18 protein-coding genes and 1 pseudogene are annotated in these 16,545 nt (G+C 56.2%); 17 read left to right on the top strand and 2 right to left on the bottom strand.

Annotation, left to right across the window (positions count from 1 at the left end):
- Positions 1-19 precede the first annotated feature (19 nt).
- Together fabD and fabG are read left to right on the top strand one after the other, a co-directional pair.
- A complete protein-coding gene (fabD, locus tag OU789_RS08190) occupies positions 20-961 on the top strand; it encodes an ACP S-malonyltransferase (protein WP_274654932.1) in 942 nt (313 codons plus the stop codon).
- An 8-nt stretch (positions 962-969) separates the two neighbouring features.
- Positions 970-1,707 carry a 3-oxoacyl-[acyl-carrier-protein] reductase gene (fabG, locus tag OU789_RS08185; protein WP_274654931.1) on the top strand — a complete coding sequence of 246 codons (738 nt, stop codon included), beginning with the start codon at positions 970-972 and terminating at the stop codon, positions 1,705-1,707.
- Between the two features lie 166 nt (positions 1,708-1,873).
- On the opposite strand, the gene OU789_RS08180 is transcribed toward fabG, so the two are convergent.
- Positions 1,874-2,242 (bottom strand): DsrE family protein, encoded by a 369-nt coding sequence (locus OU789_RS08180; protein WP_274654929.1) that lies wholly within the window; start codon positions 2,240-2,242, stop codon positions 1,874-1,876.
- A 46-nt stretch (positions 2,243-2,288) separates the two neighbouring features.
- Between OU789_RS08180 and OU789_RS08175 the strand changes: the two genes are divergently transcribed.
- From OU789_RS08175 to OU789_RS08165, 3 genes and pseudogenes are all read left to right on the top strand, one after another.
- Positions 2,289-3,296, top strand: coding sequence for an AraC family transcriptional regulator (locus tag OU789_RS08175; RefSeq protein ID WP_274654927.1), 1,008 nt, complete (start codon positions 2,289-2,291; stop codon positions 3,294-3,296).
- A gap of 138 nt (positions 3,297-3,434) precedes the next feature.
- Positions 3,435-3,857 (top strand): annotated as a pseudogene (locus OU789_RS08170) (SDR family oxidoreductase); the annotation flags it as partial.
- A 207-nt stretch (positions 3,858-4,064) separates the two neighbouring features.
- A complete protein-coding gene (locus OU789_RS08165) occupies positions 4,065-4,817 on the top strand; it encodes a hypothetical protein (RefSeq protein WP_274654923.1) in 753 nt (250 codons plus the stop codon).
- 344 nt (positions 4,818-5,161) lie between these two features.
- Here the strand turns inward: OU789_RS08165 and OU789_RS08160 are convergent, their stop codons facing one another.
- Positions 5,162-6,163, bottom strand: a complete 1,002-nt coding sequence (locus tag OU789_RS08160) for a DUF1214 domain-containing protein (protein WP_274654921.1) — start codon at positions 6,161-6,163, stop codon at positions 5,162-5,164.
- 660 nt (positions 6,164-6,823) lie between these two features.
- On the opposite strand from OU789_RS08160, the gene OU789_RS08155 reads away from it, so the two are divergent.
- The 12 genes from OU789_RS08155 (at position 6,824) to OU789_RS08100 (ending at position 16,534) form a co-directional block, all read left to right on the top strand.
- Positions 6,824-7,057, top strand: coding sequence for an acyl carrier protein (locus tag OU789_RS08155; RefSeq protein ID WP_263952900.1), 234 nt, complete (start codon positions 6,824-6,826; stop codon positions 7,055-7,057).
- Positions 7,058-7,269: 212 nt separating this feature from the next.
- The gene (gene fabF / locus OU789_RS08150; RefSeq protein WP_263952901.1) at positions 7,270-8,532 is read left to right on the top strand and encodes a beta-ketoacyl-ACP synthase II; all 1,263 of its coding nucleotides are present in this window, start codon (positions 7,270-7,272) and stop codon (positions 8,530-8,532) included.
- Positions 8,532-9,689, top strand: coding sequence for an endolytic transglycosylase MltG (gene mltG, locus OU789_RS08145; RefSeq protein ID WP_274654918.1), 1,158 nt, complete (start codon positions 8,532-8,534; stop codon positions 9,687-9,689). The genes fabF and mltG overlap by 1 nt, the downstream gene beginning before the upstream one ends.
- Before the next feature lie 293 nt (positions 9,690-9,982).
- Entirely contained in the window at positions 9,983-10,336 is a 354-nt protein-coding gene (locus OU789_RS08140; RefSeq protein ID WP_263952903.1) for a hypothetical protein, read from the top strand.
- The gene (locus OU789_RS08135; protein ID WP_274656022.1) at positions 10,272-11,618 is read left to right on the top strand and encodes a DNA-packaging protein; all 1,347 of its coding nucleotides are present in this window, start codon (positions 10,272-10,274) and stop codon (positions 11,616-11,618) included. Before OU789_RS08140 ends, OU789_RS08135 begins: the two co-directional genes overlap by 65 nt.
- 146 nt (positions 11,619-11,764) lie before the next feature.
- On the top strand, positions 11,765-12,943 hold the full coding sequence (locus tag OU789_RS08130) for a phage portal protein (protein WP_274654916.1): 1,179 nt from the start codon (positions 11,765-11,767) through the stop codon (positions 12,941-12,943).
- Positions 12,940-13,188 carry a GTA head formation protein, RCAP_rcc01685 family gene (locus OU789_RS08125; RefSeq protein ID WP_263952905.1) on the top strand — a complete coding sequence of 83 codons (249 nt, stop codon included), beginning with the start codon at positions 12,940-12,942 and terminating at the stop codon, positions 13,186-13,188. The genes OU789_RS08130 and OU789_RS08125 overlap by 4 nt, the downstream gene beginning before the upstream one ends.
- A gap of 20 nt (positions 13,189-13,208) precedes the next feature.
- Positions 13,209-13,769 (top strand): HK97 family phage prohead protease, encoded by a 561-nt coding sequence (locus tag OU789_RS08120; RefSeq protein WP_274656021.1) that lies wholly within the window; start codon positions 13,209-13,211, stop codon positions 13,767-13,769.
- Between the two features lie 36 nt (positions 13,770-13,805).
- Positions 13,806-15,008, top strand: coding sequence for a phage major capsid protein (locus OU789_RS08115; protein WP_274654913.1), 1,203 nt, complete (start codon positions 13,806-13,808; stop codon positions 15,006-15,008).
- 184 nt (positions 15,009-15,192) lie between these two features.
- Positions 15,193-15,789 (top strand): head-tail connector protein, encoded by a 597-nt coding sequence (locus OU789_RS08110; RefSeq protein ID WP_274654911.1) that lies wholly within the window; start codon positions 15,193-15,195, stop codon positions 15,787-15,789.
- Positions 15,789-16,127 carry a head-tail adaptor protein gene (locus OU789_RS08105; RefSeq protein ID WP_274654909.1) on the top strand — a complete coding sequence of 113 codons (339 nt, stop codon included), beginning with the start codon at positions 15,789-15,791 and terminating at the stop codon, positions 16,125-16,127. Before OU789_RS08110 ends, OU789_RS08105 begins: the two co-directional genes overlap by 1 nt.
- The gene (locus OU789_RS08100; protein ID WP_274654907.1) at positions 16,124-16,534 is read left to right on the top strand and encodes a DUF3168 domain-containing protein; all 411 of its coding nucleotides are present in this window, start codon (positions 16,124-16,126) and stop codon (positions 16,532-16,534) included. Before OU789_RS08105 ends, OU789_RS08100 begins: the two co-directional genes overlap by 4 nt.
- The last annotated feature ends 11 nt before the right edge of the window (positions 16,535-16,545 follow it).

Genomic DNA, 16,545 nt, shown 5'->3' with positions numbered 1-16,545 from the left:
AAAGAAAACAGGAGTCCGCATGACGCGCGCATTTGTATTTCCCGGACAGGGTGCCCAAACGATCGGAATGGGCAAAGATCTGGCCGAGGCCTATCCAGTGGCCAAAGCCGTGTTTGACGAGGTGGACGACGCCCTTGGCGAAAAGCTGAGCAGCCTGATCTGGGAGGGTGACATCTCCGAACTTACGCTCACACAAAACGCACAGCCCGCGCTTATGGCAACGTCGATTGCCGCCATGCGTGCGCTTGAGGTTGAGGGCGTGAAGATCACAGACGCAAGCTTTGTTGCGGGGCACAGCCTTGGTGAATATTCCGCGCTTGCGGCGGCGGGGTCGATCTCTGTGGCCGATACGGCGCGTTTGCTGCGTATTCGTGGCGAAGCGATGCAAAAAGCGGTTCCGGTTGGAGTTGGCGCGATGGCGGCTTTGTTGGGGCTGGACTTTGCAGCTGTTCAGGAGGTGGCCGCAGAGGCCGCACAGGGGCAGGTGTGTCAGGCGGCGAACGACAATGATCCCGGTCAGGTCGTGGTGTCAGGCCATAAAGAGGCCGTTGAGCGCGCCATTGAGATTGCCAAGGAACGCGGCGCACGGCGCGCGGTTCTATTGCCGGTAAGTGCCCCTTTCCATTGCTCACTGATGCAGCCAGCGGCGGATGCCATGGCAGATGCACTGAGCAAGGTTGACGTGAACGCGCCTGCGGTGCCGCTTGTGGCCAACGTCCGTGCCGAAGCAGAAACAAGCGCAACCCTGATCCGCAACATGCTCGTGGAGCAGGTTACAGGTTCGGTTCGTTGGCGCGAGAGCGTGGCCTATATGGCCGGGCAGGGTGTCACAGAGATTTGGGAGATCGGTGCGGGCAAGGCGCTTTCGGGCATGATCCGCCGCATCGAAAAATCCATCACATGCCGTGCTGTCGGCACACCCGATGACGTGGCTGCGGCCGTAGCGTCGCTTAAGGAATAGAGGTTTATATGTTTGATTTGACAGGTAAAAAAGTGCTCGTCACTGGTGCGTCCGGTGGCATTGGCGGCGCGATTGCCAAGGCCCTGCATGGCGCTGGCGCAACCGTTGGCCTCTCTGGTACACGGGTTGAGCCGCTTGAGGCGCTGGCCGCCGAGCTTGGCGAGCGGGCGCATGTTCTGCCCTGTAACCTCAGCGACGGCGAGGCGGTGGATGCGTTGCCGAAGGCCGCGATTGAGGCAATGGGTGGGCTGGATATCCTTGTGAACAACGCTGGTATCACCCGCGACCAGATCTTCATGCGGATGTCGGATGAGGAATGGCAGTCGGTGATCGACGTGAACCTCACTTCAACCATGCGCCTCTGTCGTGGTGTGATGCGCCCGATGATGAAAGCCCGCTGGGGCCGGATCATCAACATCAGCTCGATTGTGGGTGCAACCGGCAACCCCGGTCAGGCAAACTATGCCGCATCCAAGGCGGGGATGGTCGGCATGACCAAATCCATCGCCTATGAGGTTGCGAGCCGTGGCATCACCGCCAACGCCGTCGCGCCGGGTTTCATTGCAACAGCGATGACAGACAAGCTCACCGACGAGCAAAAAGACAAGATCAACGTGCAAATCCCCGCTTCGCGCATGGGCACCCCCGAAGAAATCGCCGCAGCAGTGCTCTATTTGGCCAGCCCCGAAGCAGGTTACGTGACAGGCTCCACCCTGCACGTCAACGGCGGCATGGCGATGCTTTAGGGCATTGAGCATAATGTGAGTTTGAGAGGGGCCGCTTGGCCCCTTTTTGTTGCTCTATGGTGTCAGCCTTCTACTGCGGCAATAACCAATTTGAGGTTTTGACACAGCGTGGGGATGTTCGCCTACATGCAGAACTAGTGTGCTGTCGGCGCATGGCGCCGATCGCTTAGAAAGAAAGAGTTGCCGCCCCTGCCTTGATTTCTTCGTGCATCGCTGCCGCGCCGGTAATTGTGACACCGTCGAGAAGATCGTCGGCCTCATACCCGCGCGCTTTCACACAGGGTGGACATGCCCAAATGACGCCGCCTCGGTTTTGAAAATTTGCGATCATTTCTTCAAGAGGGTCCAATGGCGGAACATGGGTCACGGTCTGTCCACCTTTTCGCACAAGATCAACGCCGCTACTTGTGAGAAACAAGCTGACGTTCAGGCCCGATGTCAATCCTCCGTTGGCGATCGTCAGGGCGACCGAAGACAACTCGGACTCGATCCCCTTTGTTATAACGACTACCAGTTTGTCCGTTGCTGCACTCATGGTATGCTTCTCCGTCTATTGATTGAACTCGGAGACATTGTGAGACATGTCGGAAAAGGTGGATATAGCTAGAGTTCCGGAAGGTTTGGCCGAAATTCCAAAGTTTACTGACGTTGTCCAGCACGCCTTGATTTCGGATGTGCTGCGCCACACGCGGATCGTGAGTTCAAAGCAATTCTGCTATAACCCCACCGGAATCTGGCGCACCGACGCGACGCCAGCGCCTTACAAGCCAAAAGAAGCAATCGGCTTCCATATCGTTGCGAGCGGAACGCTTTGGCTGGAGTATGACGGCGTGCGACAAACGTTGTCCGAAGGGGACATTGTTTTGCTACCATTTGGGGCTTCGCATTGGATTGGCGTTGGAGAAAATGGTCCCATATTTGATCCCGGAGGCGACCTTCCGCCAGCGCCCTGGGATAAAGTCCCGATCATGCGCTATGGCGACGATAAAACAGAGGTCCGCATTCTGTGTGGATATGTCATCAGCGACATAAAGGACTTCAAACCGTTCAGATCACAGCTACCTGAAATGATACACTTGAGCACTCAAGCAGGAGACGGGGATGATTGGCTGGCCGCGATTGTCGCGCAGATCATCACAGAGGTGGACCTACCGCAGGTTGGAAGTCCCCAGGTTCTTGAACGCTTGACAGAAATAGCATTGCTCGAGGTTCTACGGCGAGAGATTGTGAGTAGTCGGTCGCAGGCTGCGGGGTGGTTGGCGGCGGTTCAGGACAAGAGGCTCTCGAGTTGTTTGGCGAGTATCCACAGAAACCCAAATAAGAACTGGAACTTGGTCAAGTTCGCATTTGAATCCGGTCAATCAAAGAGTACGCTTTCTGCCAATTTCAGGAAGGTGCTCGATATGTCGCCCATGCAATACCTGCGCCAGTGGCGACTTTTTCTTGCCTCTCAAGAGCTGCGGTATTCGAATGAGAGTATTGCGGAAATCGCCTATCGATCAAATTACGGAACTGAAGCGTCATTTTCACGCGCATTCAAAAACTGCTATGGAACTTCGCCAGCCGCTTGGCGAGAGCGTTATGGTTGAGGTGTTTCCATGAAAGCGCAATGTGTTTGCCGTGGGTTAGATTAAGAAAGCAAAGTGCAAGGGCAGCCATAGGCACAGCTGTGATAATAGGCAGCAAAATCCTTGTTTATTGACACTTGAAACGTGCTGGGTTGCTCATGGAGCGTTCAATTACAGCTACAGGCGAGGGTTTTGAGCGCGGTTGCGCATTGTGTTTCGATGATGAATTTCCGCTGGGGCCGGATCATCAACATCGGCTCGATTGTCGGCGCAACGGGCAATCCCGGTCAGGCCAACTACGCCGCATCCAAGGCGGGGATGGTCGGCATGACCAAATCCATCGCCTATGAGGTGGCGAGCCGTGGCATCACCGCCAACGCCGTTGCACCGGGTTTCATTGCAACTGCGATGACAGACAAGCTCACTGATGAGCAAAAAGAAAAGATCAACGTGCAAATCCCCGCTTCGCGCATGGGCACCCCCGAAGAAATCGCCGCAGCGGTGCTTTATTTGGCCAGCCCTGAAGCAGGTTACGTGACAGGCTCCACCCTGCACGTCAACGGCGGCATGGCGATGCTTTAGGGCATTGAGCATAATGTGAGTTTGAGAGGGGCCGCTTGGCCCCTTTTTTCGTGCTGCCTAAATATGTTAAGCGAGTGCGGCTTCGCTTGCTCCTAACTCGAGGTGCAATATTGTTTTGGAGTGCTAAATGTCGAGTATTGTCTTGCAACCGAAAGAGGGGCGTCGGCATAGTCCAATAATCAGGTGGGTAAGCTTTGTGGATGAGACATGTCTATTTCCGAAAGACCGTTAACTAGGCAAGATCGAGATACACTCAAGCCGTACTCAACTGCGAACGAAAAGCGAAGCACCTATCTGAATTTTGCGGGCCTCTTTTTCATCTTGTTTTTCACCATTTTTGTTGCGCTTGGTCTACTCTGTGATTTTACTGCGTGGATGTTCGGTTGGCCCGATTTCGAGGTCGTGAAGTGGTGGCTGTGTGGGGCTTCAGCAGTTCTATCTCTGGCGTATTCTGGAAAGTGGGCGCTCCAAGAGCATAAGTACATCAAAGCGAGCACGGGCGTTTCTGCACTGGTCGATCAAGACTTGCAGGACGGCTTTGCTGCCATCGAACGCCTTGAAGTTGTGGCCGTTGTTGAGGTCGAAGAGGAAGAAGACGAAGGTGCCGGATTTCTATTGGAGTTACGAGACGGTCGAGTTTTATTTCTAGTTGGTCAAGACCTGGATTTGTATTCATTGCATGTGGAGCCGGATGCAGAGAACGAAGTTGCAGGCGACATATTCCCGAGTGACAAAGTAGATTTTGTTTACGCGCCGAAAAGCGGAGTCCGTTTGGATGTTATTGGAACGGGCAGCTACCTAAAACCAAGATCATGGGTCAAGCGACGAGCGGGTAGAACGCGTCCTACTAACCACGCTGGTCCAATGCCGGACAGTTTCAACGACGGCCCGCTTGAGGACGTGTTAAAGCGTTACGGATTTGTCGAAGTGCCTGCTTCGGCGTGTCAAGAAAATGTATAGTTCTCTTGACGCTTCGTTTGATTAGGCGTTGGTGATCTTGTTTTGAATTTTCTGTTTACACGTCAAGCCGACCCTAAAGACAAACCGCGCGTGAAGATCGTTTGGGGTCTGCGATAAGCCGATGTTGCGTGAATTGGGAATACGAGCTCCTAGAAAATGCACTAGAGGCTCCAACTGCTGTTACACGTCTAATTGCCCTGCGCCCGAAACTATATCATCTCGGATTCTATGCTGCCGATACTGCTCAGGGAGTTGACAGCAGCGCGGCTCTTAAGGGTGTTCGCGCTCTTTACGAAGTGAAGGGGCCGCTTGGCCCCTTCTTTCGTGTGAAGTTCTTAAAAAGATCACTGCGCTACCTTTTCGACATTGGGCAGGACGTAGGTGCGTTCCAAAACGGCATCGCCGGGCCGATAAACTCGCATTAAAAAGTTCCATCCATCTCCAACATCGACGCGGTTTGCTTGCACGCCACAATCGGCCTCCGACCCAAAGTGTACCGTGAAGGTGCCATCCTCATTCAGCTCGACGTTTCTATCGTTGACGATATTGTTGTCGCTCTCCATGAACCCGTCTGCCCCATAGACAGTGATCGACCAGAAGGCGTCATTGGGCGGGACGTCGTATTCTGCGGTATAGCAACCTTCAACTGCGCCAGGTCCGGAGTAGTTGATGTAAACGGCATCGCGTTCTGGGAAGAGACCCCAAGCGCCAGCAACGGCAAGATGGCGTGTCTCTTCGTTGACTTCTCCGCGAGGCCCCATCCAGTCGGGCTCGTATTGGTCGAACTTTTGAAATTCCACTTCATAGTCAGCGCGTAATGCGAGCATACTTTCAACGTCCCATTGTGGCTCTGGGAACAAGTCATGGCTGGAAGCGTTTATGACAAACTCGTTTTGCATGCGGTTGACAAGGTCCACATCCGCGGGGTCTGAAGCGTCCATTATCTGTATCCGCATGATGAGTGACACGTATTTTGTATCGCCCGGAATGTCGTAGGTGCCAGGCTCATAAAACACCATTGGCGCATAATGATCATTGTCGATCACCAGTATCGAGAAATACCGGTCATCGGGAAACTCCGGAATCGTGATGGTTGCGCCGCCTTCAGTATCAACGACCGCGGCTGCGTAAAGCGTGTCTCGATTCATGCGGACCACGGCCTGAGCCTCGAGCGGCGTAGGTTTGCGGATATAGTAGAAGCGGTTAACGTCGCTTCCTGCATTTGCCTGAAATTGTGCAAATGCCATGTCGACTTCTGCGCGTATATAGGTATCGGGCGTTACAACGTCCTCTGCAAAAGCGGCAGTGGAAACAGCAAATAGTGATAGAGTTAAAAAGGCTCGCATCGGGCAGCTCCTATTCCAAGCGATAAGACAAAGGCTCTTTGAGAATTGATTTACGGTGGCAGCGAATGGCGGACCAGTAAAGTAACAAAGCCGCTATTTGATGATCGGAAACTGTTTCTTACCAAGCAAATGTGTTGGGCTTTGATGGCTATGTGTTTGCTTTCTCATGCTCTAGACGCGGAAAATCTGCGCTCGGTACTGTGCGGAAGTGCATTAATTGGTTTTGGCTCTAAGGCTTTCGGCCCTTGCTGAACTCCAATGAACCAAACACTGTGCCCAACCTCATCCTCAGTGCGGCCCCCGTATTCCCGCACCCAACCCAATTGTTGCGTTTGATTCGAGTGGATTCTGGCAATTGACGCTGCGGAATTCAGGGGAATGGGGAGCGGGGCGTTTGGTTTGGCCTGTTTCTGGTGCGGTTTGCGGTATCAAGTATCAGGGATACAACGATAAATGGAATGCGCACTTGATTACCCTGACCAAGGCCTTATCTTTCGGAAAGCGTTTGCCTATTCGTGTTGATATGCTAAAGGGGGCGCAGAATTGCCATCCGCGCAATTTGTGTTGGTGGATTTCCTGCAGTAGCAGGGCAGTGAATCGCCCATTTCGGGCAGGAAACAAACGGGTGGCAACACCCCGTCTAGAGAATGAGGAAATACTATGAGCGACATCGCAGATCGCGTTAAGAAGATCGTCGTCGAGCACCTTGGCGTAGAAGAAGAGAAAGTTGTTGAAAACGCATCTTTCATCGACGATCTGGGCGCAGACAGCCTTGATACAGTTGAGTTGGTTATGGCGTTCGAAGAGGAATTCGGTATCGAAATCCCTGACGATGCAGCAGAAACAATTCAAACATTCGGCGACGCGGTGAAGTTCATCACCGAAGCTTCCTAAGCTTTTCGCAAGAATTTTCGTAAACGGCGTCCTTTCGGGCGCCGTTTTGCGTTTGGGTGGGGTGTCTGACGGGCTGAAGCGCAATTTCTGCCCGAAAAACAGGTTGCTCGGCCATTTTGTGGCGATAAATCCGTTTTCAGCGACATTTGCTTGCCCAAGCTATAGAAGGCACGGTAAAAAGCGTGGAAACGCAAAACAAGGCGGGGAAAAATATGCGTCGAGTGGTAATTACAGGTCTTGGAATGGTGACGCCTCTGGCAGATGGTGTCGAGGATACGTGGTCGCGGTTGCTAGACGGGCAATCGGGCGCGGGGACCATCACGCGGTTTGATCCGGAGCGTGTGACAACGAAATACGCTTGCGAGATCCCGTTGGGTGATGGCACTGACGGTACTTTCAACCCAGACACCTATATGGATGCCAAAGACCGCCGCAAAGTAGATGATTTCATCCTTTACGGCATGGCCGCCGCCACACAGGCTGTTGCGGATTCAGGCTGGGTTGCCGAGAGCGAAGACGACAAATGCCGCACAGGTGTGATGATCGGCTCTGGCATTGGTGGTCTGTCTTCGATTGCGGATACGGCGGTTTTGCTGGCTGAAAAGGGCCCGCGTCGGGTTTCGCCGTTCTTTATTCCGGGCGCGTTGATTAACCTCGTTTCGGGGCAAGTTAGCATAAAATTCGGTTTCAAAGGGCCGAATCATGCAGTTGTGACGGCATGCTCTACGGGTGCGCATGCGATCGGCGATGCAGCACGGCTTATTATGCTGGATGATGCAGACGTGATGATTGCAGGTGGCGCGGAGAGCCCGATTTCCGAGATCGGGATTGCTGGCTTTAACGCGTGTAAGGCGCTTTCCACACAAAACGCGGATGATCCGACCAAGGCGAGCCGCCCTTATGACAAAGACCGCGATGGCTTTGTTATGGGTGAGGGCGCGGGCGTTGTTGTTCTGGAGGAGTATGAACACGCAAAGGCGCGCGGCGCAAAGATTTACGCCGAAGTTCTTGGTTATGGACTGTCGGGCGATGCGTATCACATCACCGCGCCGTCGAGCGATGGTGATGGTGGCTACCGCTCTATGGAAGCCGCAATCAAACGTGCGGGTATCACGCCAGCGGATATCGACTATATCAACGCGCATGGTACATCCACTATGGCGGATACAATCGAGCTAGGCGCTGTTGAGCGGCTCATGGGCGATGCCGCAGAGAAGGCCACTATGTCGTCCACCAAATCGGCAACGGGGCACCTTTTGGGCGCTGCGGGGGCGATTGAGGCGATCTTCTGTATTCTGGCGATCCGCGATCAGATCGCGCCGCCGACACTGAACCTTGATAACCCTGATGTAGAGCCGAAGCTCGATCTGGCGCCGCATAAAGCCGTGCAGCGCGAGATCAATGTGGCACTGTCCAATTCCTTCGGGTTTGGCGGCACCAACGCGAGTGTGATTTTCGGTAAGGTCGACAGCTGATGTGGCGAAATTTTACGTCAAGCGCTTTGACGTTCCTGCTTGTGCTTATGTTCTGCGCGGGCGGAATGTTGTTGTGGGCAAAGAACCAATATAGCGCCGAAGGACCGCTTGAGCAGGCGATCTGTTTGCGGGTCGAACAAGGCTCGACCATGGGCCACGTTTCGACCAGTTTGGCCGAACAGGGCGCGATTTCGAGCGGGTATCTTTTTCGGGTCGGGGTGAACTATTCCGATAAGGCCGCAGACCTTAAGGCGGGTAGTTTCCTTATTCCTGCGGGGGCTTCGATGGAAGGTATCGTTGACCTCGTAACCGGCGACGGTCGTTCCACATGCGGATCGGAAATTGTCTATAGAATCGGGGTGTTAAGGAGCGAAGTTCAATTGCGTGAGCTTGATCCGGAAACCAACCGTTTCGAAGAGAAGTTCAGCTTTGACCCGAATGCCGACGAGGTTCCGGCTGGCTTCACCGAGGCTGCGGAAAGTGGCGACCTCCGCTATCGTGTCGCACTCGCTGAGGGTGCTACGAGTTGGCAGGTGATCGAGGCGCTAAAAGCGGCGGATTTCCTGACTGGTGAGGTAACTGAGGTTCCTGCGGAAGGTACGCTCGCACCAGATAGCTATGAGCTTCGCAAGGGGGCGTTACGTGGCGAATTGGTCGAAGAGATGACACGTCGTCAGACAGCGATCCTTGACGAAGCTTGGCAGAACCGCGCTGAAGGTTTGCCGCTTGAAACCAAGGAAGAAGCGCTCATTCTGGCCTCTATTGTCGAGAAAGAAACCGGCGTTGCCGAGGAGCGCAAACAAGTGGCGAGCGTATTCGTGAACCGCCTCAAGCAAGGTATGCGCCTTCAGACGGATCCGACAGTGATCTATGGCGTGACCGAAGGCAAAGGCGCACTTGGTCGTGGTTTGCGGCAGAGTGAATTGCGGCGGGAAACACCTTGGAACACTTATGTGATCGACGGGCTTCCTGTAACACCGATTGCCAACCCAGGACGCGCAGCGATTGAGGCCGCGCTGAACCCGGACGACACGGAGTATTTGTTCTTTGTGGCGGATGGAACCGGTGGCCATGCCTTTGCAAAGACGCTGAGCGAGCATAACGATAATGTTGCGAAGTGGCGCAAAATCGAAGCGGAGCGCAACGCTTCGGAGTAACGCGCGAGCGCCTTTGAAAACGGAATGAAATCAGCGGCCTGTCCCGAAATTCGGGGCGGGCCGTTTTCGTTTTTAACAAACGCAATTTGGCGAAAGTGTTAACGGAAATTGCATTCTGTGCAACGGGTGCGTGCGCAGGGGTGTTGCGTTCAAGGTATTGAAAAAATTGATTTTTTGATATTTTTCGGGCATAGTGCATTCCTGAGCTAGAAGAGATGACACAGGTTTGAGAAGGGCGCGGGAAGCGCTGGAAATCTGCTCATTTCTCTCGTGCGGGCAAGCATGAGAGGCGGATGATAGATCTTATGACATTGATCACACCCGATGAGGATAGAGGCAATTCGGCAGAGCTGCTTGGGATTGCAGAAAAACACTTTGAGCGCCTTGCGGGCGCTTTGGACAGGGCGGTTGTTGCTGTTGAGCAAGGCCAGCCCGAAACCGCAAAAGAGGCAAATGGCCTCGTGCGGGATTTGAGTAAATCGCTTCAGTCCGTGATGGAAGAAAGGGTACGCGTTGAGAAACTCCGCAGGCAGAACGCCGGAATCGTTCACGACTTCGCCATCGACTTTGACAGCGCCCGATCTGAAATTCGGGGCCGGTTGGCTCGCCTCCGCGCCACAGTTGGCGCAGGAGGTGTTTCTGAATGAGTTAAGCGAGGGAGCGCTTTTGGCGCTGCCTTGGCTGTTTGAGTTCTGGGCGTTTCCGCATCAGTTGCCGCCGGAGGGTGAGGATTGGCGCACATGGGTGATCATGGGCGGCCGTGGTGCGGGCAAGACGCGCGCTGGGGCGGAATGGGTACGCTCTGAGGTTGAGGGGGCAAAGCCGCTGGATGCGGGGCGCTCGCGCCGTGTGGCGCTTGTTGGGGAAACCATCGATCAGGTGCGTGAGGTTATGGTGTTTGGCGAGAGCGGGATATTGGCCTGTTCTCCGCCAGACCGCCGCCCTGAGTGGCAGGCGACGCGAAAGCGGCTGTTGTGGCCCAATGGGGCGACGGCGCAGATATTCTCTGCTCATGATCCAGAGAGCCTTCGGGGGCCGCAGTTTGATGCGGCGTGGGTGGATGAACTGGCCAAGTGGAAGCGGGCAGAGGAGACTTGGGATATGCTTCAATTTGGTTTGCGATTGGGGGAAGTGCCGCGCCAATGCGTGACGACCACACCGCGCAATGTGCCAATCCTGAAGGGCATTCTTAGCAACCCGACCACGGTTGTAACCCAAGCTCCAACGGAGGCGAACCGTGCATATCTGGCGGAGAGTTTCCTTGAGGAGGTGCGCAATCGCTATGCGGGAACGCGGCTTGGGCGGCAGGAGCTTGATGGCGAGTTGCTGGAAGATACGCAGGGCGCGCTTTGGACGCTGGGCTTGCTGGATCGGGCACGGGTCGAGGAAGCGGGTACGTTGGGACGCGTTGTTGTGGCGGTTGATCCGCCCGTGACGGGGCATAAGGGTTCGGACGAATGCGGGATCGTTGTGGTGGGTGCGAACACCAAGGGCGCACCGAAGGACTGGCACGCGGTTGTGCTTGAGGATGCCACGGTAAGCGGGGCCACGCCGGATGAGTGGGCGCGAGCAGCGCTGGCGGCGATGGAGCGGCATGAGGCGGATTGTCTTGTGGCCGAAGTTAATCAGGGCGGTGATCTGGTTGAGTCGGTGATCCGACAGGTTGATGCGCTGGTGCCGTATAAGGCAGTGCGGGCGAGCAAGGGCAAGAGCGCACGGGCAGAGCCCGTCGCTGCGCTCTATGCGCAGGGGCGGATCAAGCACCTTGGGGCGCTGAACGGGCTTGAGGACCAGATGTGCCGTATGACCCAGCAGGGGTACGAGGGCAAGGGAAGCCCCGACCGCGTAGATGCGCTGGTGTGGGCGGTGACGGAATTGTTGATTCAGCCCAACAGGGGCGCGCAACACCCCCGCGTACGCAGCCTTTAACGCATCTTTAGGCATTTCTGAGAAACTGAATTCAGCAAAGATCGAACGATATTTTCATTGATTGCCAGAGGGTTGCGTAGCGCAGCTTGGGTGATTGAGCGGGGATGGTTCGGGCAAAATTGGCGAAGACACAGGAGCTTCTTCACATGGTATTTGACTTTTTGAAACGCGGTGAGGCGGCGGCGCCTGTGATTGAGCAGAAGGCCTCTGCAACGGGACGCGTCTTGGCCTATAGCGGTTCGGGGCGTGTGGCGTGGAGCCCGCGCGATACGGTTTCGCTCACGAAAACGGGGTTTGCGAATAATCCGGTTGGGTTTCGTTCGGTCAAGCTGATTGCAGAAGCCGCAGCAGCCTTGCCATTGGTGTTGCAGGATAAGGGGCAGCGCTTTGAGGAGCATCCTGTTCTGAGCCTGCTTGCAGAGCCGAATGCAGTTCAGGGGCGGGCAGAGCTTTTTGAAAGCCTGTTTGGGCAGCTCCTCTTAACCGGAAACGGGTATCTGGAGGCTGTTGCGACGGAGGAGGGCGCGCCGTTTGAGCTGCATGTCTTGCGGAGCGATCGAATGCGTATTGTTCCAGGCGAGGATGGCTGGCCCGCGGCGTATGAATATGCGGTGGGCAGCCGGAAGCATCGGTTTGATGCAAGCGGTGTGGTTAGCCCGATTTGCCACATTAAGAGCTTCCACCCGCAGGATGATCATTATGGTCTTAGCCCAATGCAGGCGGCGGCGAGTGCGCTGGATGTGCATAACGCGGCGAGCCGATGGAGCAAGGGGTTGCTGGATAATGCCGCGCGTCCGAGTGGTGCGATTGTTTACAACGGTCCAGACGGGCAGAGCATGAGCCATGACCAGTATGAGCGCCTTCAGGACGAAATGGCGGCGTATCATCAGGGAGCGGCAAATGCGGGACGCCCGATGTTGCTTGAGGGCGGTTTGGATTGGAAGCCGATGGGGTTCTCGCCAAGTGATATGGAGTTCCAGAAAACCAAAGAGGCAGCGGCGCGCGAGATCGCGATTGCCTTTGGGGTGCCGCCGATGCTGTTGGGTATTCCAGGCGATGCGACTTACGCCAATTATCAGGAGGCCAACCGCGCGTTTTACCGTTTGACGGTGGTGCCATTGGCAACGCGGGTGGCGGCGAGCGTGGGGGCTTGGCTGGCGCGGTATACGGGGGAGAAGCTGGATTTGCGCCCCGATCTTGATCAGGTGACGGCGCTTTCGGCGGAGCGGGATTCCCAATGGCGGCGGGTCAGTGAGGCGACGTTCCTGACGCAGGCCGAGAAACGCGCGCTGCTCGGGCTTCCCAAACAGGCAGAGGAAGAATGAGTGCGCCGAACCCAACACCGAGCGGGTCACGCTTTCTCTATGACAGTTTCGACGCCGCATCGGCCCGTATCGAGGCCAATGAGCGGGTGAGTAAGCTGCAGTTTGCAACTCTGGAGCAGCGGCTTGGGCGGATCGAAGTGATGATCGAGCGGCTTGAGCGACGTTTGTGGTTGGCGGTTTACGGGGTTGTGGGCGTGATCTTGGCGCAGGGCGTTGCTTCGCTCCTGGATATGGCGCCGAAATGAGGAAAGACATTATGAATTCAATGGATTACACAGCGGGCCTTGAGCAGAAATTCTGTCGGTTTGACGAGGGCGTTTCGGTCACGGATGGCACACAGATCGAAGGCTATGCGAGCTTGTTTGGGGCTTGTGATCAGGGCGGCGATATTGTTGAGGCCGGGGCCTATGCAGCGTCGCTGGCACAGCTCTCTGCAAAGGGGCGCAGCGTAAAAATGCTATGGCAACACGACCCTGCACAGCCCATTGGTATTTGGGACGTGGTGCGCGAGGACGGCAAGGGGCTCTATGTGAAGGGGCGCCTACTGACCGAAGTTGCGAAGGGCCGCGAGGCGGCGGAATTGATTGCGGCGGGGGCGATTGACGGGCTGTCGATCGGATACCGCACGCGCAAAGCGACGAAGAACAAGAAGGGCCAGAGGCTCTTGACGGAACTGGAGCTTTGGGAGGTGTCGCTTGTGACATTCCCGATGCTGCCGGAGGCGCGGGTCGGGGCGAAGGGCGATAGCCTTGCGGCTGATGACTTGTTGCGTGACTTGGCAGGGGTCTTGAGCGACGCCCGCCACAAGCTGGCCCAAGGCATCTGAAGCCAGCGATCTAACCTCTCTCTAAAGGATTAATCCATGAGCAAAACCGAGACAAAGGCTCGGGCCGGGACAGCTGTGTCTGACGGTCTGTCGCCGGCCGCGGAGGTCAAGACCGCGCTTACCGGCTTCGTGAGCGATATCAGAACTTTAACAGACGAAACGAAATCAAAACTTCAACTACAGGAAGAGCGACTGACCATGCTGGAACGCAAACATATGACTGCCAAACGCCCCCAACTTTCGGCCACTGCCGAGGTGGAGGTTCCACATCAAAAGGCGTTTAACGCTTATCTGCGTGCCGGTGACGACGACGCGCTTCGTGGCCTCGCCGTTGAGGAGAAATCCATGAATACGGCCGTTGCTGGCGAGGGTGGTTATCTGGTGGATCCGAAGACCAGCGAAACGATCAAAGGTGTGCTTTATGCGACGGCGTCGATCCGTTCGATTGCGACCGTGGTTGAGGTTGAGGCCACGAGCTATGATGTTTTGGTGGATCACACCGAAGTCGGTACTGGCTGGGCAAGCGAAACAGGCTCTGTGACCGAGACAGCTACACCGAGCTTTGACCGCATTTCGATCCCGCTTCACGAGCTTTCCGCGCTTCCCAAAGCAAGCCAGCGTCTGCTTGACGATGCGGCGTTTGATATCGAGGGTTGGCTCGCGGGCCGCATCGCGGACAAATTCGCTCGCGCAGAGGCAGCGGCCTTTGTGAATGGTGACGGCGTGGATAAGCCTACGGGCTTCCTGACGAAATCCATCGTGGCCAATGGCGCGTGGTCCTGGGGTAACCTTGGCTATGTGGCGACGGGCGAGGATGGCGATTTTGCCAATATCAACGCCAGCGATGCGATTGTGGACCTCGTTTATGCGCTTGGTGCTGAATACCGCGCCAATGCGACATTCGTGATGAACTCCAAAACTGCTGGTGCAGTACGTAAAATGAAGGATGCCGATGGTCGTTTCTTGTGGAGCGACGGGCTTCAGGCGGGCGAACCAGCGCGTTTGATGGGCTACCCGGTGATGATTGCCGAGGACATGCCGGATATCGCCTCTGATGCGACAGCGATTGCCTTTGGTGACTTTTCCAACGGGTACACCATTGCCGAGCGTCCGGACTTGCGCGTGTTGCGTGATCCGTTCTCTGCGAAACCGAACGTGCTGTTCTATGCCACGAAGCGCGTGGGCGGTGGTGTAAGCGACTTTGCTGCGATCAAACTTCTGAAATTCGCCGTCAGCTAAGCCTGATTGGCGAAGGCCCCGACATGGGGTCACACCGGGCGCGTACCGTTGGTTCGTGTTGTCTAGCTGCTCCCCTCCGTCCGAGCGATGCGGCAGGTACGCGCCCGAATTGCAGAGCCTTTGGCCCGTATGAGGCAGAGAGGGCTGCGGCGGAGGCTAGTTTTACGGGAATTCGGAGTTTTCCATGATGTTAATCGAGCAAACCACAGTGCCAGCGGCGGCGCTTCCGGTCGAGAAATTCAAAGAGCATTTGCGCATGGGCTCCGGCTTTTCGGATGATGCGCTTCAGGACAGCATTCTCGAGACGTGCCTGCGCAGCGCGATGGCAGCGATTGAGGCGCGCACGGGCAAGGTTTTGATTGAGCGTGAGTTTTTATGGCAGCTGACAGGCTGGCGCGCGCTGAGTGAGCAGGCGTTGCCTGTGGCACCGGTTGGTGCGGTTTCGTCGCTGAAGACGCTGGACCGGCTGAGCAGCGCCACGGAGATTGATGCGGCGCGGTTTGTTTTGCAGCGCGACGCGCACCGCCCGAAGCTTTTGCCAACGGGCGCGTGCTTGCCGACGATCCCCTTGGGGGGGACGGCTGAGGTTGTGTTTACAGCAGGGTTTGGCGCCGATTGGGACGACATCCCCGCAGACCTTGCGCAAGCGGTCATGTTGGTGGCGGCGCAGTTCTATGAGCATCGGGGCGATATGCGTGAGCGTGGCGAAACGCTTCCGGTTGGGGTGAACAGCTTGATTGCGCCATATCGAACGGTTCGCATTCTTGGGGGTGCGGCGTGATGGCGATGCCCGAATTGAACAGAAAGCTGACCCTTGAGGCGCCTGTGCGTGTTGCTGATGGCGCAGGGGGGTATTCGGAGACGTGGCAGGCACTGGGCACGCTCTGGGCCGCGATCAAGTTCAGCACGGGGCGCGAGAAGGCAGGTGATTTTGTCACGGTCTCTACCCAGAAATTGCGGATCACCGTGCGGGCCGCACCAGAGGGCAGCGCGAGCCGCCCGCATCCTGAGCAGCGGTTTACCGAAGGCGCACGCGTTTACCGCATTTTGGCGGTCGCGGAGGCGGATAGCCAAGGGCGCTACTTGACCTGTACCGCGGAAGAAGAGGTGGTCTCATGAGTTATGGCGTTTCGGCGGCGCTTCAGGGCGCTGTCTATCAAAAGCTGGCAGCGGATACGACGCTTGGCGCGTTGGTGGGGGCTGCGATCTATGATCGTGCTCCGAGCGGGGCTTTGCCGCCCACCTATGTGAGCCTTGGGCCAGAAGACGTGCGCAACCGTGCGGATAAGGACGGCTATGGCGCGCTGCATATGTTCACGGTTTCCGTTGTTACGGAGGCGGCTGGTTTTCAGAGCGCCAAGGAAGTGGCGGCGGCGATTTCGGATTGCTTGGTGGATGCGGACCTAACGCTTTCGCGCGGACGGCTTGTGTATCTCAATTTTGATCGAGCGGTAGCGCGGCGCGTGGGCAAGGGCGAGACACGCCGGATTGACCTGAAGTTCCGCGCTCGCGTGGAAGACAACTGATTACTTTACTG

The organism is Halocynthiibacter sp. C4 (assembly GCF_028823805.1).
Lineage (GTDB): Bacteria > Pseudomonadota > Alphaproteobacteria > Rhodobacterales > Rhodobacteraceae > Falsihalocynthiibacter > Falsihalocynthiibacter halioticoli.
This window is presented reverse-complemented; position numbering and strand designations above follow the sequence as displayed.

What these genes read in the sequence shown, in the direction of transcription:
- fabD (WP_274654932.1), top strand. Translation starts at nt 20, where the DNA reads ATGACGCGCGCATTTGTATTTCCCGGACAGGGTGCCCAAACGATCGGA.
- fabG (WP_274654931.1), top strand. Translation starts at nt 970, where the DNA reads ATGTTTGATTTGACAGGTAAAAAAGTGCTCGTCACTGGTGCGTCCGGT.
- OU789_RS08180 (WP_274654929.1), bottom strand. Translation starts at nt 2,242, where the DNA reads ATGAGTGCAGCAACGGACAAACTGGTAGTCGTTATAACAAAGGGGATC.
- OU789_RS08175 (WP_274654927.1), top strand. Translation starts at nt 2,289, where the DNA reads ATGTCGGAAAAGGTGGATATAGCTAGAGTTCCGGAAGGTTTGGCCGAA.
- OU789_RS08165 (WP_274654923.1), top strand. Translation starts at nt 4,065, where the DNA reads ATGTCTATTTCCGAAAGACCGTTAACTAGGCAAGATCGAGATACACTC.
- OU789_RS08160 (WP_274654921.1), bottom strand. Translation starts at nt 6,163, where the DNA reads ATGCGAGCCTTTTTAACTCTATCACTATTTGCTGTTTCCACTGCCGCT.
- OU789_RS08155 (WP_263952900.1), top strand. Translation starts at nt 6,824, where the DNA reads ATGAGCGACATCGCAGATCGCGTTAAGAAGATCGTCGTCGAGCACCTT.
- fabF (WP_263952901.1), top strand. Translation starts at nt 7,270, where the DNA reads ATGCGTCGAGTGGTAATTACAGGTCTTGGAATGGTGACGCCTCTGGCA.
- mltG (WP_274654918.1), top strand. Translation starts at nt 8,532, where the DNA reads ATGTGGCGAAATTTTACGTCAAGCGCTTTGACGTTCCTGCTTGTGCTT.
- OU789_RS08140 (WP_263952903.1), top strand. Translation starts at nt 9,983, where the DNA reads ATGATAGATCTTATGACATTGATCACACCCGATGAGGATAGAGGCAAT.
- OU789_RS08130 (WP_274654916.1), top strand. Translation starts at nt 11,765, where the DNA reads ATGGTATTTGACTTTTTGAAACGCGGTGAGGCGGCGGCGCCTGTGATT.
- OU789_RS08125 (WP_263952905.1), top strand. Translation starts at nt 12,940, where the DNA reads ATGAGTGCGCCGAACCCAACACCGAGCGGGTCACGCTTTCTCTATGAC.
- OU789_RS08120 (WP_274656021.1), top strand. Translation starts at nt 13,209, where the DNA reads ATGGATTACACAGCGGGCCTTGAGCAGAAATTCTGTCGGTTTGACGAG.
- OU789_RS08115 (WP_274654913.1), top strand. Translation starts at nt 13,806, where the DNA reads ATGAGCAAAACCGAGACAAAGGCTCGGGCCGGGACAGCTGTGTCTGAC.
- OU789_RS08110 (WP_274654911.1), top strand. Translation starts at nt 15,193, where the DNA reads ATGATGTTAATCGAGCAAACCACAGTGCCAGCGGCGGCGCTTCCGGTC.
- OU789_RS08105 (WP_274654909.1), top strand. Translation starts at nt 15,789, where the DNA reads ATGGCGATGCCCGAATTGAACAGAAAGCTGACCCTTGAGGCGCCTGTG.
- OU789_RS08100 (WP_274654907.1), top strand. Translation starts at nt 16,124, where the DNA reads ATGAGTTATGGCGTTTCGGCGGCGCTTCAGGGCGCTGTCTATCAAAAG.